The organism is Rhodococcus sp. 320_ES (assembly GCF_059691855.1).
The window spans coordinates 1-18,495 of sequence record NZ_JCAWAG010000008.1 but is presented as its reverse complement, the minus strand read 5'-3'; the positions used below and the strand labels follow the sequence as shown (position 1 = coordinate 18,495).

General features: G+C 62.5%; 16 protein-coding genes. 4 read left to right on the top strand and 12 right to left on the bottom strand.

Going from position 1 to position 18,495, the window contains the following annotated elements; all coding sequences use genetic code 11:
• Positions 1-11 precede the first annotated feature (11 nt).
• Positions 12-605, top strand: coding sequence for a zinc-binding dehydrogenase (locus AC59JP_RS22925; RefSeq protein WP_497328214.1), 594 nt, complete (start codon positions 12-14; stop codon positions 603-605).
• Between the two features lie 121 nt (positions 606-726).
• Entirely contained in the window at positions 727-1,074 is a 348-nt protein-coding gene (locus AC59JP_RS22920) for a helix-turn-helix domain-containing protein (protein WP_480431185.1), read from the top strand.
• A gap of 1,121 nt (positions 1,075-2,195) precedes the next feature.
• Here AC59JP_RS22920 and AC59JP_RS22915 read toward each other — a convergent pair.
• The 12 genes from AC59JP_RS22915 to AC59JP_RS22860 all read right to left on the bottom strand — a co-directional run bounded on the left by AC59JP_RS22915 (position 2,196) and on the right by AC59JP_RS22860 (position 15,333).
• Positions 2,196-2,969 (bottom strand): IclR family transcriptional regulator, encoded by a 774-nt coding sequence (locus AC59JP_RS22915; RefSeq protein ID WP_231383807.1) that lies wholly within the window; start codon positions 2,967-2,969, stop codon positions 2,196-2,198.
• 105 nt (positions 2,970-3,074) lie between these two features.
• The gene (locus AC59JP_RS22910) at positions 3,075-4,565 is read right to left on the bottom strand and encodes a 2-oxo acid dehydrogenase subunit E2 (protein ID WP_480431182.1); all 1,491 of its coding nucleotides are present in this window, start codon (positions 4,563-4,565) and stop codon (positions 3,075-3,077) included.
• Complete coding sequence (locus AC59JP_RS22905) at positions 4,547-4,903, bottom strand: muconolactone Delta-isomerase family protein (RefSeq protein WP_020111335.1); 357 nt, start codon at positions 4,901-4,903, stop codon at positions 4,547-4,549. The genes AC59JP_RS22910 and AC59JP_RS22905 overlap by 19 nt, the downstream gene beginning before the upstream one ends.
• A 10-nt stretch (positions 4,904-4,913) precedes the next feature.
• Positions 4,914-6,908 (bottom strand): alpha-ketoacid dehydrogenase subunit alpha/beta, encoded by a 1,995-nt coding sequence (locus AC59JP_RS22900; protein WP_480431179.1) that lies wholly within the window; start codon positions 6,906-6,908, stop codon positions 4,914-4,916.
• Between the two features lie 349 nt (positions 6,909-7,257).
• On the bottom strand, positions 7,258-8,019 hold the full coding sequence (locus AC59JP_RS22895) for an IclR family transcriptional regulator (protein WP_497328193.1): 762 nt from the start codon (positions 8,017-8,019) through the stop codon (positions 7,258-7,260).
• 88 nt (positions 8,020-8,107) lie between these two features.
• Positions 8,108-9,166, bottom strand: coding sequence for an NAD(P)-dependent alcohol dehydrogenase (locus AC59JP_RS22890; RefSeq protein WP_480431176.1), 1,059 nt, complete (start codon positions 9,164-9,166; stop codon positions 8,108-8,110).
• Positions 9,167-9,236: 70 nt separating this feature from the next.
• On the bottom strand, positions 9,237-10,241 hold the full coding sequence (locus AC59JP_RS22885; RefSeq protein ID WP_020111331.1) for an aldose epimerase family protein: 1,005 nt from the start codon (positions 10,239-10,241) through the stop codon (positions 9,237-9,239).
• A complete protein-coding gene (locus tag AC59JP_RS22880) occupies positions 10,238-11,173 on the bottom strand; it encodes an SMP-30/gluconolactonase/LRE family protein (protein ID WP_020111330.1) in 936 nt (311 codons plus the stop codon). Before AC59JP_RS22880 ends, AC59JP_RS22885 begins: the two co-directional genes overlap by 4 nt.
• On the bottom strand, positions 11,170-12,345 hold the full coding sequence (locus AC59JP_RS22875) for a mandelate racemase/muconate lactonizing enzyme family protein (RefSeq protein WP_480431171.1): 1,176 nt from the start codon (positions 12,343-12,345) through the stop codon (positions 11,170-11,172). The genes AC59JP_RS22880 and AC59JP_RS22875 overlap by 4 nt, the downstream gene beginning before the upstream one ends.
• The gene (locus AC59JP_RS22870) at positions 12,329-13,102 is read right to left on the bottom strand and encodes an SDR family NAD(P)-dependent oxidoreductase (protein WP_020111328.1); all 774 of its coding nucleotides are present in this window, start codon (positions 13,100-13,102) and stop codon (positions 12,329-12,331) included. The genes AC59JP_RS22875 and AC59JP_RS22870 overlap by 17 nt, the downstream gene beginning before the upstream one ends.
• Entirely contained in the window at positions 13,099-14,292 is a 1,194-nt protein-coding gene (locus AC59JP_RS22865) for a Gfo/Idh/MocA family protein (protein WP_480431168.1), read from the bottom strand. The genes AC59JP_RS22870 and AC59JP_RS22865 overlap by 4 nt, the downstream gene beginning before the upstream one ends.
• A gap of 57 nt (positions 14,293-14,349) precedes the next feature.
• The gene (locus tag AC59JP_RS22860) at positions 14,350-15,333 is read right to left on the bottom strand and encodes a sugar phosphate isomerase/epimerase family protein (protein ID WP_020111326.1); all 984 of its coding nucleotides are present in this window, start codon (positions 15,331-15,333) and stop codon (positions 14,350-14,352) included.
• 628 nt (positions 15,334-15,961) lie between these two features.
• On the opposite strand from AC59JP_RS22860, the gene AC59JP_RS22855 reads away from it, so the two are divergent.
• Together AC59JP_RS22855 and AC59JP_RS22850 are read left to right on the top strand one after the other, a co-directional pair.
• Complete coding sequence (locus tag AC59JP_RS22855; protein ID WP_497328189.1) at positions 15,962-16,423, top strand: GntT/GntP/DsdX family permease; 462 nt, start codon at positions 15,962-15,964, stop codon at positions 16,421-16,423.
• 181 nt (positions 16,424-16,604) lie between these two features.
• A complete protein-coding gene (locus tag AC59JP_RS22850; protein WP_497328187.1) occupies positions 16,605-17,984 on the top strand; it encodes a sugar porter family MFS transporter in 1,380 nt (459 codons plus the stop codon).
• Positions 17,985-18,495 lie beyond the last annotated feature (511 nt).

Genomic DNA, 18,495 nt, shown 5'->3' with positions numbered 1-18,495 from the left:
TTCCAGACACGGTGGACATTCACGCAGCTGCGCTGACAGAGCCTCTGGCGTGCGTGTGCCACTGCCTGCTGGATCCGGCCATCGTCAACACCGGCGATCGTGTGCTCGTCACCGGCCCCGGAGCTATGGGACTACTGTCCGCTCAGGTGGCCCGCGCGTCAGGAGGGCGCGTCGTCATCAGCGGGCTGGAGTCGGATCGGCCTCGACTCGACATCGCGGAGGGCTTGGGGATAAGCACCACCACACAGGTACCCGAAGTCGAAGCCTTCGATGTGGTCATCGAATGTTCCGGCAGCGCTGGAGGGGCGAATGCAGCGCTACGGGCTGCAAAGCGGTACGGCAACTACGTGTCAGTGGGAATCTTCGGACGCGCGGTGTCGATCGATTTCGACACCGTGCTGTACAAGGAACTGACGGTCACGTCCGGATTCGCATCCACCCCGAAGTCGTGGGACCGCGCCGTGGAGCTACTCCGCCAAGGAGACGTGTCCTTGGACGTTCTGGTGGGTCGTGTCGTGTCGCTACACGAGTGGGAAGAGGTGTTCGAGGCCTTACGTCGCGGTCAAGGACTCAAGTCCGTATTCGATCCCACGCTCCGCCCCTGACCTAAGCCTGGCCTTGGGTGCACGACCGTATTGTCGCTGCTGAAGGCCGCTTTATACCTCTTCACAAATGTGCTGCGAGATTGCATTGCGATAAAGATGTCAGGAGTGCGACAATTTGGCCATGGCAAAGCGGAGTCCGCACATCGCCTCGGTGTCGCGTGCGTTCACGGTGGTGACCATGATCGCCGACAGTGCCGCCCCGCTTTCAGCGAAGGATCTCGCTGCCGCCGTTGGCACCCCGCTACCGACCATGTATCACATGATCAACACACTGTTGGCGGAAAATGTGTTGCTGCGCACGGGGATAGGCGGGTACCGGCTCGGACCACGACTAGGAGGCCTCTCCGGCGCGTTAAGTATCTCCGAACCGACCTCGCGCATCGTCCGGCAACAAGACGACGTGATTGGCGTGCCCACGCGCACTGCTGAATCGGCGAGACAATTGCCGGGATCACTCCGGTGCCCTTGACGACGCATGGCCTCACACCAGGCCTCGACCGTGCTCTTGAGGAGTCGCTGGTCGACGACATGCGAGCTCGCGGTCAAGAGATAGGGGTAATTGCGGCCGGGCCACTCGTTCGCCTGCGATTTGAAGACTTAACAGCTGACGACTGGCGTATGCATCTAAATCGCGTATACCAGGCGATATCAGCGGCAGAACGTGTTGCTCTCGCTGCGAAAGCTACTCACAAATACGCGACAATCGTTTTCCTTGCACACCCGTCGAGCGCACTCTATGGGCAAGGATCGATGCTTAATACTGTGGGCGAAAGTGTGCTGCAGGGCTTCGTAAGTTCAGGGGGGATCAGGTCAGTCAACACTCAAGCTATCTGTAACATCGCATCACTGCGCTACACGGGGTGGGGATTCAGCCAGTCCGACTTGGATTCCGTCGACGACTCGGAGATTGTCGAGTTGATTCACTTCCTACTGTCCCCGGCTGCACGCCACATCGACAAAGCTATGATCAGCCTCGACCGCCGGGGGCATGTTGTCAGCAGCATCGGAAGTAGCAGTCCTCTCCTCGGACTCGGGAATGACTAACTCGCGAATACCACACTAGTCGGGTTCTCGAAACGGATCCCTCGGAGCCGGGACAACCGGGGAGATCGTCCGAGACGGCAGCCAAAAAGCCCATGGCAGTGGTTTGCGAGGTTGCCTATACCGCTTTGCATCCGTCCTGTTGCAATAGTCGAAGCAGGTAGAAGTCGTTGGTGGTGGGGTAGAACCCAAACTGGTTGTCGACGATCGCTATTGGGAGGCGACGGAATGCCTGTATCCGAGCATCCCTGCGGCACGTGGACGCAGAACTTGCGACGGGGGTTCAATCGGGCGGTATTGAATTGCTAACACGACACCATGTCGCCCGGTGTGCTGTCGGAGCTGGAGTACGCCCGGAGCGCTTCGTCGAGATCCGGAATGAGCCCGAACGTTGTCAATGACATCGGTGAGCCGCCTCTTTGGTGACATTGCCCCCACCCGAAACCTGCGGAGTCGGTCGCGAGTTCTTGGTGCACGCCGCTCATCCAACGCTTTACCGCACCACGATCCTCGGTCCGACGTCGGCGCTTTTGTATGGGCCGACGACATCTAGCCCGCAGCCGCCTCGCTGACGAGCAACCGCCGAGCTGCGTCAGCCGTTTCAAGTGCCACCGCGATCATTTCTTCTCGATGTCGTTCGAACCTGGAGGTGGGACTGGAGATTGTGAAGGCGGCGATGATGCGTCCGTTGATCAAGACCGGCACCGCGATGCACGACACGTCCTGGGTGAATTCCTCGAGATCGGTGGCGTATCCGCGTACCCGAATTGTCTCGAAGTCTTCGTACAGCTCGGCTGCGTCGATGATGGTGTGCTCGGTGAGCGCGTCGAGGGGGTGTTCGCGTAGGTATTGCGCACGCAGACCGGGGCGTGCGTAGGCCAGCAGTACCTTGCCCGAGGCTCTGGCGTGTGCCTGACCGTGAGCTCCCCGTTGGAGTTGCGTTACGCGTACCGCATGGCGACCCTCGGCCGTAGTCACGACTTCGATCTCACCGTTGCGCCACGCGCTGACATAGGCGGTTTCGCCCGTAGCACCGGCCAGTTCTTTCAACGCTGTCTCAAGCAGGGCCACTGGCTCGCCCTGTTCGAGGTAGGCATCGGAGAGGACTCCTAGTCGTGGTCCGAGCCGGTACCCGCCTATCCCCGTGCGCAGCAACACATTTTCCGCCAACAGTGTGTTGATCATGTGATACATGGTCGGTAGCGGGGTGCCAACGGCGGCAGCGAGATCCTTCGCTGAAAGCGGGGCGGCACTGTCGGCGATCATGGTCACCACCGTGAACGCACGCGACACCGAGGCGATGTGCGGACTCCGCTTTGCCATGGCCAAATTGTCGCACTCCTGACATCTTTATCGCAATGCAATCGAACAGCACATTGGTGAAGAGGGTCTTATGCATCGCGAGACATCGACATCGGTTCCGCCCCCTTAGGCAGTGGGGACCGGCAACACGTCGAATTCGCATGCTTCGAGTCGCTTCTTGACCGCGCCGAGGTACCCCGCTGCCGTGGCTCCGTCGATCAGTCGATGATCGTAGGTCAGCGCGAGGTAGACCACCGACCTGATCTCCACGGTCTTGTAGTCGTACTCATCGGTGACGACTCGCGGTCGTTCCACGACTGCGCCCGCGCCCAGGATCGCGACCTGGGGCTGATTGATGATTGGTGTGTCGAATAGCGCACCGCGCGATCCGGTGTTGGTCAACGTGAAGGTTCCACCGGTCAGTTCATCGGCACCGATGGTGTTATCCGTCGTGCGGCCGGCGACGTCGGCGGTCTGTACTGCCAATTGTTCGATGTCGAGGCTCGATGCCCCGGTGATGACGGGCGCGAGAAGTCCTCGGTCAGTGTCAACTGCGAGGGCGAGATGGACTTCGGGATGGTAGGTGACGGTCCCGGCGTCGGTGTCGATGGACGCATTGATCACGGGGAATTCACTGATCGAGTCTACGGCGGCGGCGGCGAAGAACGGCGTGAATGTCAGTTTGGTCCCAACGCGTGCTAGGAAGTCGTCCTTCAGTCGTGATCGCAGCGCGGCAAGATCGGTGACGTCCGCCTCGACGACCGTGGTCAACTGGGCAGAAACACGCAGGGACTCGACCATCCTTGAAGCAATGACGCTGCGCAGTCGGGTCAGTTTCTCGGTGCGCGACTGCGGCACCGACGTGGGGCGGGCATTGCCCGCCGCGATGTCGGACAAGCGAATGCGCCCCCTGTGGCCGGTTCCGGTCACTTCGGACAAGTCACGCCCGGTGCGTTCGGCCACGATACTCACTAGTGGGCTGATGTAGTCGGTGGTGTACTGCACCTCGGTGGGCATTTCGGCGAGCGGCGTGGCGGCCTCGTCGGTGCGCTTGGCGACGTGAGCGAGTAGGTCACTCTTGCGTATCCGGCCGCCGAGACCTGTGGCCTGCACTTGGCTCAGATCGACGTCGAGTTCCGCGGCCAGGCGCCGAACAAGAGGTGTGAGGTATCTCGACGTGTCGGGTAGTTGCATCACCTTCGCGGGCTCGGGAGCATCCTCGTCGTCGCCGGATGTTGTCGTAGGGGTCGACACCGGCTCGGGACGGGAGCCATCGTCTCCCGTCTCGCGGAGAGGGTCGCCGGAGACGTCGCGCGGTAGGTTGTCGGTGGCGTCGACCGTGCCGACCGAGTCCTCGGTGGGCGTCGCATGAGGCTGGACGTCGTCGATGACTGCGATCTCGCTGCCGACTGCGATGACGTCGTCCTCGGCTGCCGCGAGCGTGGTGATGCGCCCTGCTACCGGGGAGGGTACTTCCGTGTCGACTTTGTCCGTGGCGACCTCGAGAAGTGGTTCGTCCTTCTCCACGAGGTCACCCTCGGCTTTGAGCCACCGGGTGATGGTTCCTTCGGTGACGCTCTCGCCGAGGTTAGGCAGGGTCACTGAGATTGCGGCCATGTCTGCCGTCCTTCGTTCGTGGGTGGCTGGTTAAAGAAGCCCCGCAGTGGGTCGTTCGGATGCGTCTCGGTGGCGTATACAGCGATGGTCGCCAGGGGAAACAACGGTAGGCTTGCCAGGATCTCATCGAGTTCCGTGCGGTTGGCCGCGCGCCACAGTCCCCAGTTCGCCCATCGCCCCGGAATGCGCCACAGGCGCACGAGGTGACCGGACTCGCTCAGCTCACTGGCTCGCTGCGCCTCTGCTCGTCGCAAGGCGTCGAGGTCAGGTTCACCCATGTCCGTGGGAACGGTGAAGTCGATGGTGACCAGGAACTCGGCCGAGTCGGAGATGCTCATTGTCGGCCCATCAGGCTGGAGTGAGAGACGCGAGCTTGCGGGCTGCGTCCTCGATGTCCGCCGCGCCGGGGAGAACGGCCGCCTGGAGGGCGGGCGCGGAGGGCATCCTGAGTTCGTCGAGCCCGATCCGATGGACGGGGCCGCGGAGAGTTCCGAAATGGCGTTCGGTGATGCGGGCCGATACCTCTGCGCCGAATCCGCCACTGACGTTTGCCTCGTGCACGACGAGTACGCGGCCGCTGGTCGCTGAGACGACGCGGGCGATCGCGTCGTCGTCGAGGGGACGCAGCCACCGCAGGTCCAGCACGGTTGCCTCGATGCCGTCAACGGCGAGGTTCTCGGCTGCGGTCAGCGCGGCTCCGAGCATCGCGCCCCACGTGATGATCGCGACATCTGCCCCCGTCCGGTGAGTCCGTGCCCCGGCAGCCGCTTCGACGCGTCCGCCCGCGGTAACCGATCCGGATTCCTGGTACAGCGACCGGTGTTCGATCAGCACGGTGGGATCGGGGTCGCCGATCGCGGCACGGGTCATCGAGTACGCGTCCTGGGCTGTGGCGGGAAGTCCCACCTTGATGCCGGGGATATGCGCCAGGATGGCTTCGATGGACTGGGAGTGCTGCGCGCACGAACCTGGTGTCACACCCTGCTGCATGCGGATGGTCAACGGTGCGGACAACCGCGACCGGTTGACGTAGCGAACGTTCGCGGCCTGATTGATGATCTGATCGAGCGCAACGAAGACGAAGTCTGCCCACATGATCTCCACGACCGGCCGCATGCCCTCCATCGCCGCACCGACGGCGGCGCCGAGAATCGCCGCCTCGGCGATCGGGGTATCGAAGATACGCGTGTCACCGAACTCCTTGTGCAGTCCTCGGGTGACTCCGAAGATGCCGCCGGCGAAGCCGACGTCTTCACCCCAGATCGCCACCTCGGGGCGGTTCACCATCTCCGTGCGCAGCGCCAAATTGATCGCGCGCAGGTAGGTGAGCTCCTTCGTCGGCTCATCCGGCGCATCGCTGATCGCATCGTCGGAGGTCTCGGCGGGTGCGTAGACGTGTTCGGTGACGTCGTCGGTGGTGGGCTCGGGCATCTGCCGCACCTTGTCAGCTATCTGGTCGATCGTGGTGTAGACATCTTCGTCGATCGCGTCGATCTCGTCTTCGGACAACGACCCCTTCTTGACTGCTGAGTGCACCAGCAGGGCCAGCGGGTCACCGGCACGCGCCGCTTCCGAGTCCTCCTTTGGGCGGTAGTGCTGGACGTCCTTGTTGTAGTGACCGGAGAGTCGGACCGTCTTGCATTCCAGTAGAACGGGTCCCTCGCCGCGACGGCATGCCGCGGCCGCAGAGGCCACGGCCTCCTGCACGGCAAATGGGTCGCCACCGTCGACTACCCGACTGTCGATGTGCAGGCCCTTACCGCGGTCGATCAAGTCTTCGCCGCGCGTGACGGCGGCGGTGGGCGTCATTTCGGCCCAGCCGTTGTTCTCGCAGAGAAAGATCACCGGCAGTTTCCGGGCTGCTGCGAAGATCATTCCCTCGGTGGTGGACCCCTGGTTCATCGCACCGTCACCGATAGACGTGACCACGACGCGGTCCGTTCCCTGAAATTGCGAGGCGAGCGCGACACCGGCGGCAATCGGGACTCCGGCACCCACGATGGAGTTTTCGCCAAGGAAGCCGTGGTCGGGATCGCTAAGCAAAGGAGATCCAGCGCGCCCACCGTTAACTCCGGCACCGCGCTGTGCGATTTCGGCCATCAGCGCTGTCGGATTGCTACCGCAGGCCAACGCCCACCCGTGTCCGCGGTAGGTGGACAGGACTCGATCCTGCGGCTGAAGGGCCGCCAGTGTTCCGACAGGGATCGCTTCTTGGCCGAGACACAGGTGGATCGAGCCGGCGATCAGCCCTTCCCTGCCGAGATCGAGAATTTGCTCCTCGAACCGGCGGATGAGGGCCATACCGCGGTACGCGGCGGCGGGGGAGAAGGTGTCGGTGGGCACTGGTTAGCTCCTTGGGATGAGTGACAACGGGTCTCGGCTGCAAGCGCCGAGCGAGGTGTGTCAAATTTCGGCGAGCCACGGGCCATGAACAGGTTGGCTACCGGACAACTCGTGTCGACCGTCACCTTCGACACTAGATCTTTCAACACTATGGAGTCAAGTATCGCAATGCGATAATAATCTACAGAGGCGCGGACGCAGCCATTTCCATGGACGCCACCACCAGGCGCAGGCACTAGGCACTAGGCACTAGGCACTAGGCACTAGGCACCGGAGCACGTCAGGAGTCGCCGAGCATCGACGGCTCGACACCGGCCGCACAATCAATCGTCGAGCAGAGCTTGCTCAATCAATCGTCGAGCAGAGCTCGCTCGGCCGAACGAGCTATACCCAAGGCGGTGGTGACCAGAGTGTCGCGGGACCGCTCGAAACGGCTGGTAGGGCACGAGACGGTGAGTGCGGCGATGATGCGGTCGCCGACGAGAACGGGGACTGCGATGCAGGATACGTCCTCGGAGAATTCTTCGAGATCCGTGGAATATCCCCGCTCGCGGATGGCATCGAAATCTGCCTGCAGGCAGTCGGGTTCAACGATGGTGGTCTTGGTTCGGCGTTCGAGTGGGTGTTCGCGAAGATACTGCTCACGCAGACCGGGGCGCGCGAAAGCAAGCAGCAGCTTTCCCGACGCCCGCGCGTGGGCGTAGCCGTGCGCGCCACGCTGCAGTTGCATCACACGCACCGCATGAGACCCCTCCGCCGTCGCCACTACCTCGATCTCCCCGTTGTGCCAGGCACTGACGTATGCGGTCTCGCCGGTGACGTCCGCCAGTTCCTTGAGTGGCCCCTCCAGCATCGCGACCGGTTCGCCCTGCTCCAGGTATGCATCGGAGAGCATGCCGATGGTGGGCCCGAGCCGGTATCCGCGCGAACCGCTCTTCACCAAGGCACCTTCCGCAACCAACGTGTTAAGCATGTGGTACGTGGTCGGCAACGGCGAACCGAGGGTCTCGGCAACATGCTTGGCCGACACCGACTCTCTCGACGCGACGGTAGACAGCACAGTGAAGGCCTTGCTCACTGAAGCGATATACGGACTACGGCGCTCGACCATGGCTACATCATCGCATCGTCAGAGCGTGTTCGAGCACTGCGGCACAAGCTTCGGCTCCAGTACCGGTCCCAGTTACTTCGATCATGGGTCAGAAGGTGATGAGGGGTTTGATGACGCCATCCTTCTTGTGTCGCATTACGTCGAAGGCCTCCTCGGCAGCTTCGAAGGGAAAGCGGTGCGTCGTCATCGGTGTCGGGTCGATACGTCCACCTTCGATCAGTCGAAGGATGCGCGAGAGTCGCTCGTTGCCTCCAGGACACAGACCGCCGCGGATCTTCTGGTCCCCGTGACCGAGTCCGAAAGCTGCGATGTCGATCGGGAGAGGGTCGGATCCTTCGTGATAGCCGACGTTGGAAAGCCGACCTCGCGGTTTGAGGATGCGGAAGGCCGCATCGAAGGTCTCCTTGGTGCCGAGCGCTTCGACAGCCGCATCGACGCCTGCCCCGTCGGTAAGCGCGAGGATCTGATCCACGGTGTCGCCGAGGGTGTAGTCGACGATTTCGTCGGCGCCGAACTTGCGGGCGAGGTCCTGCCGTGCCGGTACGGATTCGACCACGATGATTCGGCCGGCGCCAAGCAGGCGTGCACCGATGGTGGCGGAAAGGCCGACTGGTCCACCGCCGATGATTGCGACGGTCTCACCGAGCTGCAGCTCGCAATTTTCGGCGCCCATCAAGCCGGTGGTGAGCATGTCCGTGACGTAGACGGCCTGCTCGTCGGTAACCGCGTCCGGGATCGGGGTCAGGTTGCCCCGTGCATTGTTGACAAGGAAGTACTCAGCCATATTGCCGTCTCTGGCACCGGTCGCACGGTAGCCGCCCAGCATTCCTTGGCAATGCGAACTGTGCCCGGTCTGGCACGCGTCGCACTCGAAGCACGGAGTGATGGCCGAAACTGCAACGCGCTGACCGACTTCGATATTGTCGACCTCGGATCCAATGGCGTGGACGACACCCACCGACTCGTGACCGAGTGTGCGCCCGTCGGGAACGGTAATGCCGCCGCCGACGGTGTGCACATCCGACGTACAGATCATCGCCGCAGTCGTCCGCACGACGGCATCGTTGGGGCCGGGGACAGGAATGGGCTTGGACTTGAGTGCGACTCGCCCTATTTCAGCCAGAACGAGCGCTCGCATCTCGGACATGAGGTTGTCTCTCCTTCGGTCGAATTCGTGTGGGCCTGCGATGTAGCTGCTAGACGTTGTCGCAGGTCTGTCAGGTGCCCGATGGGGTGTCCGTGATCGTTCGAGTAAGCGTTCCGTCACGACCGACGAAACTGACGGGAACATCGAATTGGTCGGTGAGCAGTCGCAGCGTCAGCCAACTCGTCTGTACCGCGCCTGGATCGAGTCGCAGCTGTTGTCCGCGCGTGCGCGCTCCGTCCAGTCCGTCGAACGGCCAAGCGCGGTTGGGTTCGACGCCCATCATGCTGGCTCGGCCGAACCACGGGAATTCATTGGTGCGGGTCAGAGTCCACAACCACAGCGCCGGCCACGTCTCGAGGTCCCACGCCATAGCGATGCCGGGAGTGTTCTTCGCAGCCGGGGGCCGGTAGGCGACCCATCCTTCGGCGAGCGCGTGTTGGTAGGTCAGGCGGTGTTCGGGCTCGGCGTTGACGACACTGAGGTCGACGGTTGTGCCGCTGGAACCGGGAACGTGTGGCCAGCTGCCACCGCGGCCGTCGAGTCCGCCGGGGGCGGTGGGTTCGACATCGACTGTGCAGGCCGGGAGATCGATTCTGCTCCCGTCGAAGGTGGGAACCACGGGGTGATGGCCCCAGACGAAGTCCGCTGGCTCGGTACCGTCGTTGACCACAGTCTCTTCCAGAAACAGGCATGGAGAGGCGTCGTCGAGTCGCATCGATCGCGTGAGAGTCAGCGGGGTCCGGGCACCCACCTGCAGGCTACAGCTGGTGGAGGTCCGCTCGAGTACGTCCCATTCCGACACGGAGGCTTCGCCGTGAAACGGGGTGGCGATGCCGTTCACGGAGGATTCTGCTCCGCTGTTTGGGAACAGTTCCTGCCAGCCGCCGCGGTAGTCGCTCAACCAGTCGGTGCCGCTGTCACCGTAGCGATGGCCGTCACGTGCGCGTGTCGGTGAGCGCCAGTTGTAGTGAGCGAGTGCGTTGGCGGTCGAACCCGCTGCGGTGATCGACAGGATCTGCGCGCCGTGTTCGGGTTCGAGCTCGATCTCGATGTGGTCGTTGCCGAGGTGGATCATGCGGTTCCGACCGGCTGCGCGGAGCGGGGGCGAGCCGTCGGCACCACTGCAGGTGCGCCGATCTCGGCCCGCAGGAGTGCGGCGTTGCGGGACACCGTGGGGTCGTCTGTTCCGAAAGGTGGTGCGCAGCAAAGGTAGAGCGTCGTACCGTCGTCGCCGCCGATGCATGCGGAGTAGACGGCAAGGTCACCGGTGTCGACGAAGTCTGTGACGTCGCCGTGTTCGCGGATCCGTGCGATGCCGTGACCGGACGCGTCCGCGACCCACAGACCGCCCGCTCGATCCGCCGCGAGTCCGTCGGGAAGAACGTCCAGTGCGTCGACGCCGACGCCTGTGTTCCAGTGGTCGGACTCGTTGCCGAACCGAGCCCACTCTCGGCGCCCGCTCAAGTCACCGGAAGAGGAGATGTCGAAAGCCGTGATGCGGTTGGCGAAGGTCTCGGCGACCAGCAGCACGGTCTCGTTGTCGGTCAGTGCCATCCCGTTCGGAAAGTTCAGTCCATCGGCGGCGACGCGGGTCGACCCGTCGGCACCGACGCGGACGATGACGGTTGGTGCGATCGCGTCCTCGCCTGGTTCGTCGTCGCCGAAACATCCGATATAGGCGTTACCGCGGGAGTCGATCACCATGTCGTTGGCGGTGCCGTTGAGCAGGCTGGACAGGTCGGCGACCGTGTCGAACCCGTTACCGGTCCATTCCAGCAGCGAGCGGGTGAGCATAGAGACGACTCTGAGTCGGCCGTTGGGCATGAATCCCAGGCCGGAGGGTTGTCCGGGGACGTGGCACACTTCCTCGATGTCGTCGCCGCGTAGGCGTAGCACGCGGTGGGTGTAGAAATCGGACAGGAACAGGCTGCCTTCGAACCAGCGAGGTGCTTCGAGGAAGGAGAATCCGTCCGCGATCTTCTCGGAACTGATGTGGGTGATCGTCATGCGGGACCTCCGGCGGTGACGGGTGCGGGGTCGAGATGGTTCGGTGACGACCAGGAGTCGACGGCGTGGAAGGACACCGCGTCCATGTCGAGAGGAAGCGCCAGGCCCGGCGCAGTGGGGGTGAGCCAGGTTCCACCATGGATGGGCGCTGGTTCGCTGAGCAGGTGCCACAGGGGGTCCGCACCGACATGGTCGGGTATGACTTCGATCGTCGCGACCGACGACGATGCTGCGGCCAACGGCGCGTGAAAGTGCGGCCAGACGTGGGGTGCGACGTGGGCGGAGTGACGTTCCGCAGCCTGCAGGGCGGCCAGTCCGGTGGTGTAACCGCCGCTCGCGGTGACATCGACGCGCAGGTATCGCACGCCGGCACCCAGCAGATCGTCGAACCCGGTGAGGTTGACCAGGTCCTCGCCCGACGCAACCGGGGTCGGCGAACGGGACGTGAAGTCGGCGACGTTGTGCCAGTCCAGGCTGGGGAAGGGGTCTTCGATGAAGCGAACACCACGCTGGTGAATGTCCTCGCAGTAGGACATCGCATCGGGCACGGAGTCGAAGGCACCGTGAAAATCCACCGCGATGGAGATGTGATCGGGGTGCGCTGCCCGCATCGTGTCGAGCAGGTGCAGATCGGCGCGGTGGTCGTGGCCTGGGAGGATCAGTTTCAGGGTGGTGTATCCGTCGTCGACGAAACGCTGTGTCTCCTCGACGAGTTCGGCGACGGTGCGGTTGTCGGAGAAGTAACCGGCGACCGCCATCAACGGTGCATCAGCAGTACCGGACCCGAGGACTGCGGTCAGCGGCAGGCCTTGTCGCTGGGCGTGGATGTCCCAGAGCGCGATGTCTACCAAGGACGCTGCTCGGGCGAAGGCAGCCCAGCCTGGGGCCAGGCGTTTCTTGAGTGCCGTGTGGGTAGCTTCCGGGCATGCCGGGAGATCGCCGAGGTGACCGCATATGACCCTGGTGGCTTCGAGAAGAGGTGTCCCGCGGGTGTATCCGACGGCATATCCGGTGTACCCATCACTTGTCGTCAGGCGTAGAACAACGTAATCGCGAGTCGTGTACGAGATTGCTCCGAGGTTCAGCGGAACCGGCAGTGGCAGCGCGCACAGCCACGCCTGCGCCCCCGTGACCGTTCCGACGTCCTTGGCGGGGTCAGGGTGTCTGTTCATGACCCACGCTTCCGTCTAGCACGAGACCTCCGTCGGCACGAATGACCTGCCCCGTGACGTAGCGGGCACCTGGGTCGGCGAGCAGCGCGACGGCGGCAGCAACTTCCTCGGGTGACCCGATCCGGCGGGCGGGAATGCGCTTGAGGTAATTCTCACGTACTGCATCTGTCCAGGCGGCATCGTTGAGAGGGGTGTCGGTGGCACCCGGCGATACCGCGTTCACAACGATCCCGGCCGGACCGAGTTCGACGGCCAACGCGCGGGTCAGACCGGTCACCGCTCCCTTGGCGCTGACATATGCGGATAGATCGGTGGGCGGCTGCTCGAACACGACGGAGCTGACGTTGACGATGCTGCCCGACTGCTGACGAGTCATGTGCTGAGCGGCGACCTGACACCCCCACACGTAGCCGAGGAAGTTGATCGAGAAGAGAGATGACCAGTCATCCTCCGTGGTCTCTAGAAAGGGTTTGACCATCAGCCGGGCTGCATTGTTGACCCAGAAGTCGATACCGCCGAAGGCGTCGGCTGCCTCGTTACCGAAGGCGACCACCGCGGCTCGATCGCTGACGTCCACACTACGCAGCAGCGCCCGCCCGCCTGCATCGCGAATCTCGCTGGCAAAAGCTTCGCGGGCGTCGTCGTCGCCACGGAAAGTGCCCGCGACGCTTGCTCCTCGTGCGGCGAGATGCAGTGCGAGTGCTCGCCCGATGCCACCGGAGGCTCCGGTAACAACGGCACGCAATGGTTCGGTCATCGCGGTAGCTCCCGGTAGCTGATCGTCTGGCGTTCGCCTGTTTGTGCTGCCCGCAGGATCGCATCAGCGACCTCTGCGCAGCGGTATCCGTCCTCAAGCGTGGCACCATGCGGACCGATCGGGGTGTCGTTCCTGATGGCCGAAAGCAGGTGTTCCATCTCGTGAACGAAACTGTCTTCCCACCCGATCATGTGTCCGTGCGGCCACCAGTTTTCCCAGTAGGGATGATAGGTCTCCGATACGAGTACTGTCCGAAATCCTTGGGCCCTGTCACCCGGTGTAGTGCCGGCCAGGTGTAGCTCGAGTTCGTTCATCCGCTCCTGGTCGAAGATGACCGTGCCTTTGGTAGTGCTGATCTCGAAGCGCATGTGGTTCTTGCGCCCCGGCGCCACTCGCGTGGCCTCGAGGGTTCCCAGGGCACCACCTTCGAACTGCAGGACTGCGTCGAAGGCGTCGTCGACGTCGACGGTGCCGCCGGGTCGTTCCTGGGTGAAGGTCACGGTGTTGGCCGAGATGGTGCTGGGCTCCCCGACTAGGTATCGGGCGAGATCGATGATGTGTGCGCCGAGGTCGCCGAGCGCACCGGAGCCGGCGGTCTCCTTGTTCAGACGCCATGATGTCGGTGCTTGTGGATCGACAAGCCATTCCTGGTGGTATCGGGCACGGAAATGTCGCACCTCTCCCAGGGTTCCGTCCTCAAGCATTTCTTTGACAAGTCGGATGGCGGGGAAGAAGCGGTAGTTGAAGGCGGTCATGGCCTTCACTCCGGTCTCTGCCACCCCGGACCACACCGCGAACGCTTCCTCTGCGGTGCGCCCCAGTGGTTTTTCGCAAATAACGTGTTTTCCGGCCTGCGCAGCGGCGATCGTAGGCTCGAGGTGCTGGTCGTTAGGGCCGCCGTTGTCGAAGATCGACACGTCGGGGTCGTTGACGATGTCCCGCCAGTCCGTCGTGTGCTTGGAATAGCCGTAGCGTCTGGCGGCTTCCTCCACACCTTCTTCGTTGCGGCCAGCGATGTGAACAAGTTCGACGTTCATCGGCGGCGGCCAGAAGGTGTACGCGATCTTTTTGTAGGCGTTGGTGTGTGCCCTGCCCATGAACGCGTACCCGAGCATTCCGACGCCGGCGGTAGGGATGTCGGTCGCCTCGGACCTCTTGTCGCCCTGGGTGAAGAAAGAAGGGGAACTCATAGTCAATAACTCCGAAATCGTTGTGCAGCAGAGGGCGGGGTGTTTGCTGGACCGATGTCACACCAGCCAGAAATGCTTCGCTTCCGGATCCATCGGCTCCTTGACGATGAGCGGCCGCAGGTACGCCGCTGCCTTCTCCGCACCGTCGCGCTCACTCATGACCGGGTCCTCGTGCTCGTAGGACATCACGTAGTCGTACCCCACCTCGAGCAGTGCAGTAATGATGCGCTTCCACGGCACCTGACCCCAACCGACAACCCGATAGCGAGCCGCGCGGCGGGGGTTGCGCCACGATCCGGTCGATAGCACACCGTCGCGGCGGATCTCGTCCTCCTGGACTTCGAAGTCCTTCGCGTGCACGTGCAAGATTCGGTCACCGAAAGTCTTGACGAAGATCACCGGATCGATCTGCTGCCAGATGAAGTGGCTGGGGTCGAAATTGAAGCCCCAGTCGTCACGGTCGAGCTTGTCGACGGCCATCTGAGCGGTGGTGATGTTGTAAGCAATCTCGGTGGGGTGCGTCTCGTGAGCGAACTTCACGCCCAGCTTGGCGAACTCGTCGAGAATTGGATTCCACCGCTCCACGAACAGATCCCACCCCGCGTTGTAGATCTCAAGGTGCTTCGGCGGCCAGGTGTACCACGATCCCCACACTGTGGAGCCGAAGAAGCCATTCACGACCGGAATCTCGAGGTCAGATGCCGCGCGTGCCGTGCGGATGAGGTGATCGCGTCCGTACTCGAACATCTCCTGTTTGTCCGTCACGGGTGACCAGTCGTCGAAGCTGGCGTCGTTCGGCGGAAGCACCTGCTGGGCGGACAGGTGATCGGAGAGTGCTGAAATGGTCAGACCCCGCGAGGCGAGCATCTTCTTCAAATTCCTGCCGTACTGAGCGTCCGAACTTGCCCGGTCGAGATCAAAGTGCCCGGATCCCATCCAGGTGGTCAGTTCGACTGCTTCGTACCCGAGCTCCGAGACGTAATCTGCAACGTCCTCAAGCGGCTGCGAATCGAAGAGAGCTGTCAGAATTCCGAGTTTCATGTCAATCCTCACGTGAGAACAGCGGTGGTCCAAGACAAACCAACCTGATCGACGACGAAAGTTGCTATCCGTCAACGCAAATCGACGATTCGACGACGTCAAGCGTTCAGGCTGGGATCTGAATCACTATGACGCACGTCGCACTGAGTTGTCAATATGCTGAGCTGATTGTCGCACTGCGATAACTAGTCGAGGTTTTCGTCGCACGTCCCGACGGGCTGTAGTCGCATTTTGCGAACCAGGGCAGCGGATCGGTCGACCGCCCGTCGAACGAGCAGCGGAGGCGTTCCACCCGCAGGACCGCACTCCGCGCAGCGTTTTGCGACCTCTTGGACTCTGGACCCAAATTTATCGCATTGCGACACATATAACAGCCAGTTGACAATTGAGCCGCGATCGCCGATGGTGATCCGTATCTCACGGTGCGCGCAGCACGCGGTTCCCGCTCAGGCGACCAAGTTTCGGTCCGCTACTGATTGCGTTGCGTCCATTCATCTTTGATCCGCAATAGCAACAGGAGAATCGTGAAAGCCGCCATTGCCGCGCCCCTGGTGCTCATCATCGGTGCCACGTTCGGCACCAACCTCCTGACGAGGGCAACCTGCTTCTCACGTTTTTCTGCACCCCCGTGGTCGCCCTCCTCATCGCGTTCTACGTCCCGGGCATACGCTGCGGGTCGACAATGCAGGAGTTGTCCACTCTCGCCGGCAAATTGGTCCGCCCGGTGGGAATGCTGCTCCTCGTCGTCGGTGCGGGTCCCGCACTCACGGACAACACGTCCGCCGCGGGACTGCCGATCATCGTGCTCGCCCAGATCATCAGCTGTGCACTGCGCACGGCTCAGGGGTCGGCGACCGGCGGCGTGGTCGGACCACTCATCACCGCGCAGAACTACTCGAAGATGTCCGTCACCCTCAACGCCATGGCGATCGAGGCCGCCTCCATCATCATCGGCCACGTCAACGACGGCGAGTTCTGGATCATCGCCGAGTTCTCCAACGCGGCCGTCAAGCAGACGTTGCACACGTGGACCGAGCTGTCGATCGTCAACTCCGCCGTTCCGGCCGAGCTGTTCACGATCGTGAGCTGATCTCCAACCCCGCGACGGGGCGGACCGCCTGAAGTGGCACCGACTCTGCACCCTTCACCTGGGTTGAGCCAAACGTCCGGATCCGGGGCCAGAAAATTATAAGTCACAACCACGCAGCTGTAGTGCGCCCGTCGGGCTCACTTGCCACATCGGCCACACGGCCCTTCCCAAGGAAAGCACCATGACCAAACCTACATCTACCGGATCCGTTCACCCGACGGAGCATTCCGGACCCAACTCTGTTGTCAAACTCGCAGCCAGCGTTGCAGCGCTCGGCGGATTCCTCTTCGGGTACGACACCGGCGTTATATCCGCAGCTCTACTTTACATTACGCCGGAATTCAGTCTGAGCGAGGGCGGGCAGCAGATCGTAGTGGCGTCACTGCTGCTTGGCGCGATGGGCGGCGTACTGGTGGGCAGCCCATTAGTTGACCGAGTCGGGCGAAAGTTGACCCTACTCTTCACCTCTGCGGTATTCGCACTCGGTGCCGTAGCCGCCGCGTTGGCTATGTCAGTCGAGATGCTCGTCGTTGCCCGAGTTGCACTCGGCGTCGCGGTAGGCGCGTCATCGGTGGTCGTCCCCACCTACATCGCTGAAATCGCGCCCAAGGCCAGCCGTGGATGGCTGGTGTCGTTGAACCAGCTGATGCTGACCGCCGGGATATTCGTGTCCTATCTCGTCGGCTATGCGTTAGCGGAGTCCCAGAACTGGCGCTGGATGGTCGGGCTGGCCGCGATTCCCTCCGCAATAATGTTCTTTGGCTTGTTCACCCTGCCTGAAAGCCCGAGATGGCTGGCAAATCACGGGCGACGAGATGAAGCGCGAGCTGTGCTGATGCGGTCGCGTACCGAAGCCGAAGCAATCGAGGAACTCGCCGAGATCGAAGAAGCATCCAGGGCGGAGGCTCGTTTCACTTTTCGCGATCTTCTGTCCCCTCGCCTGCGCCCAGCTGTCATTCTTGGCGTCACCGTCGCTGCTGCCAGCCAACTGGTAGGAGTGAACGCCGTCATCTACTACACGCCGACGCTGCTCAAGCAGTCCGGATTCGGCGACTCGGCTGCCATCCTCTCCTCGGTCGGAATCGGTGCCGTGCTGATGGTGGTGACCGGTCTGGCTCTCGTCTTCATCGATCGCGTCGGACGTCGCCCTTTGCTTCTAGGAGGGATCGGCACGATTGTCGCGTCACTGGCGTACCTCGGAACCCTTTACCTGGTGTACGGAGCTGAAGAAGTCCCCAAACTGCCTCTGGTGATCGGACTGTGCGTTTACATCGCTGCGTTCGCCGCCAGCCTCGGTGTGGCCATCTGGCTGATCAACAGTGAAATCTTCCCCACAGCAGTGCGAGGAAAAGCAGCAGGGTTCGGGATCATGACGCACTGGGGTCTGGACTTCCTTGTTTCTCTGACCGTCCTCACTGCTATCAGCGCCATGACAGCCACCGGCGTGTTCTGGATGTACGCAGTCTTCGGAGTCATCAGCTTTGTGATCTTGCAGCGCAAACTGCCCGAAACCAAAGGCCGGAGCCTCGAAGAAATCGAACAGTCCTTGCAGAAACACTGATGCTGACGCCACCTCTGGCATCAGCCGGCCACGATTGCCTGATGCCAGGGGTGCGCACCTGTCACACTTGATCGGACTCAATTTGAGAGCTGTGCATGGCCGGCGGCGGCAGGCAATTGATTCAGCGAAAGCAACTTGCAGTCGTTCACTGGACAATGGCTCTTATCTGAGTTGGACATATTGGTCGATGGCGGTGGGGCATTCGGTGATCCGATGCATAGGTGCGTTACGGGCTCCCGGGGGTAGGGCTCGCGGGCAGGCCGACCATCGGGACGCCCGAACGTGAGCGGTGAGGTGTTGTCCCGCCAATGTCCCCGGAATCAGCCCGGAGACTGGTTACTGGTTGTGCCCTCGTTGGCGCGCCTGAAGTCAAGTACTCATGGAACAGGAGGAGTGGTGGTGTGGCATTGGCGCAGGGTAATTCACCAGCCCACTGAACCGTCCTGGTCCTGATGGAGACTTCGTTCAGGCCACCTCGCGGTCGGAGGCGGCGTTCGTGCGGTTCTGACGG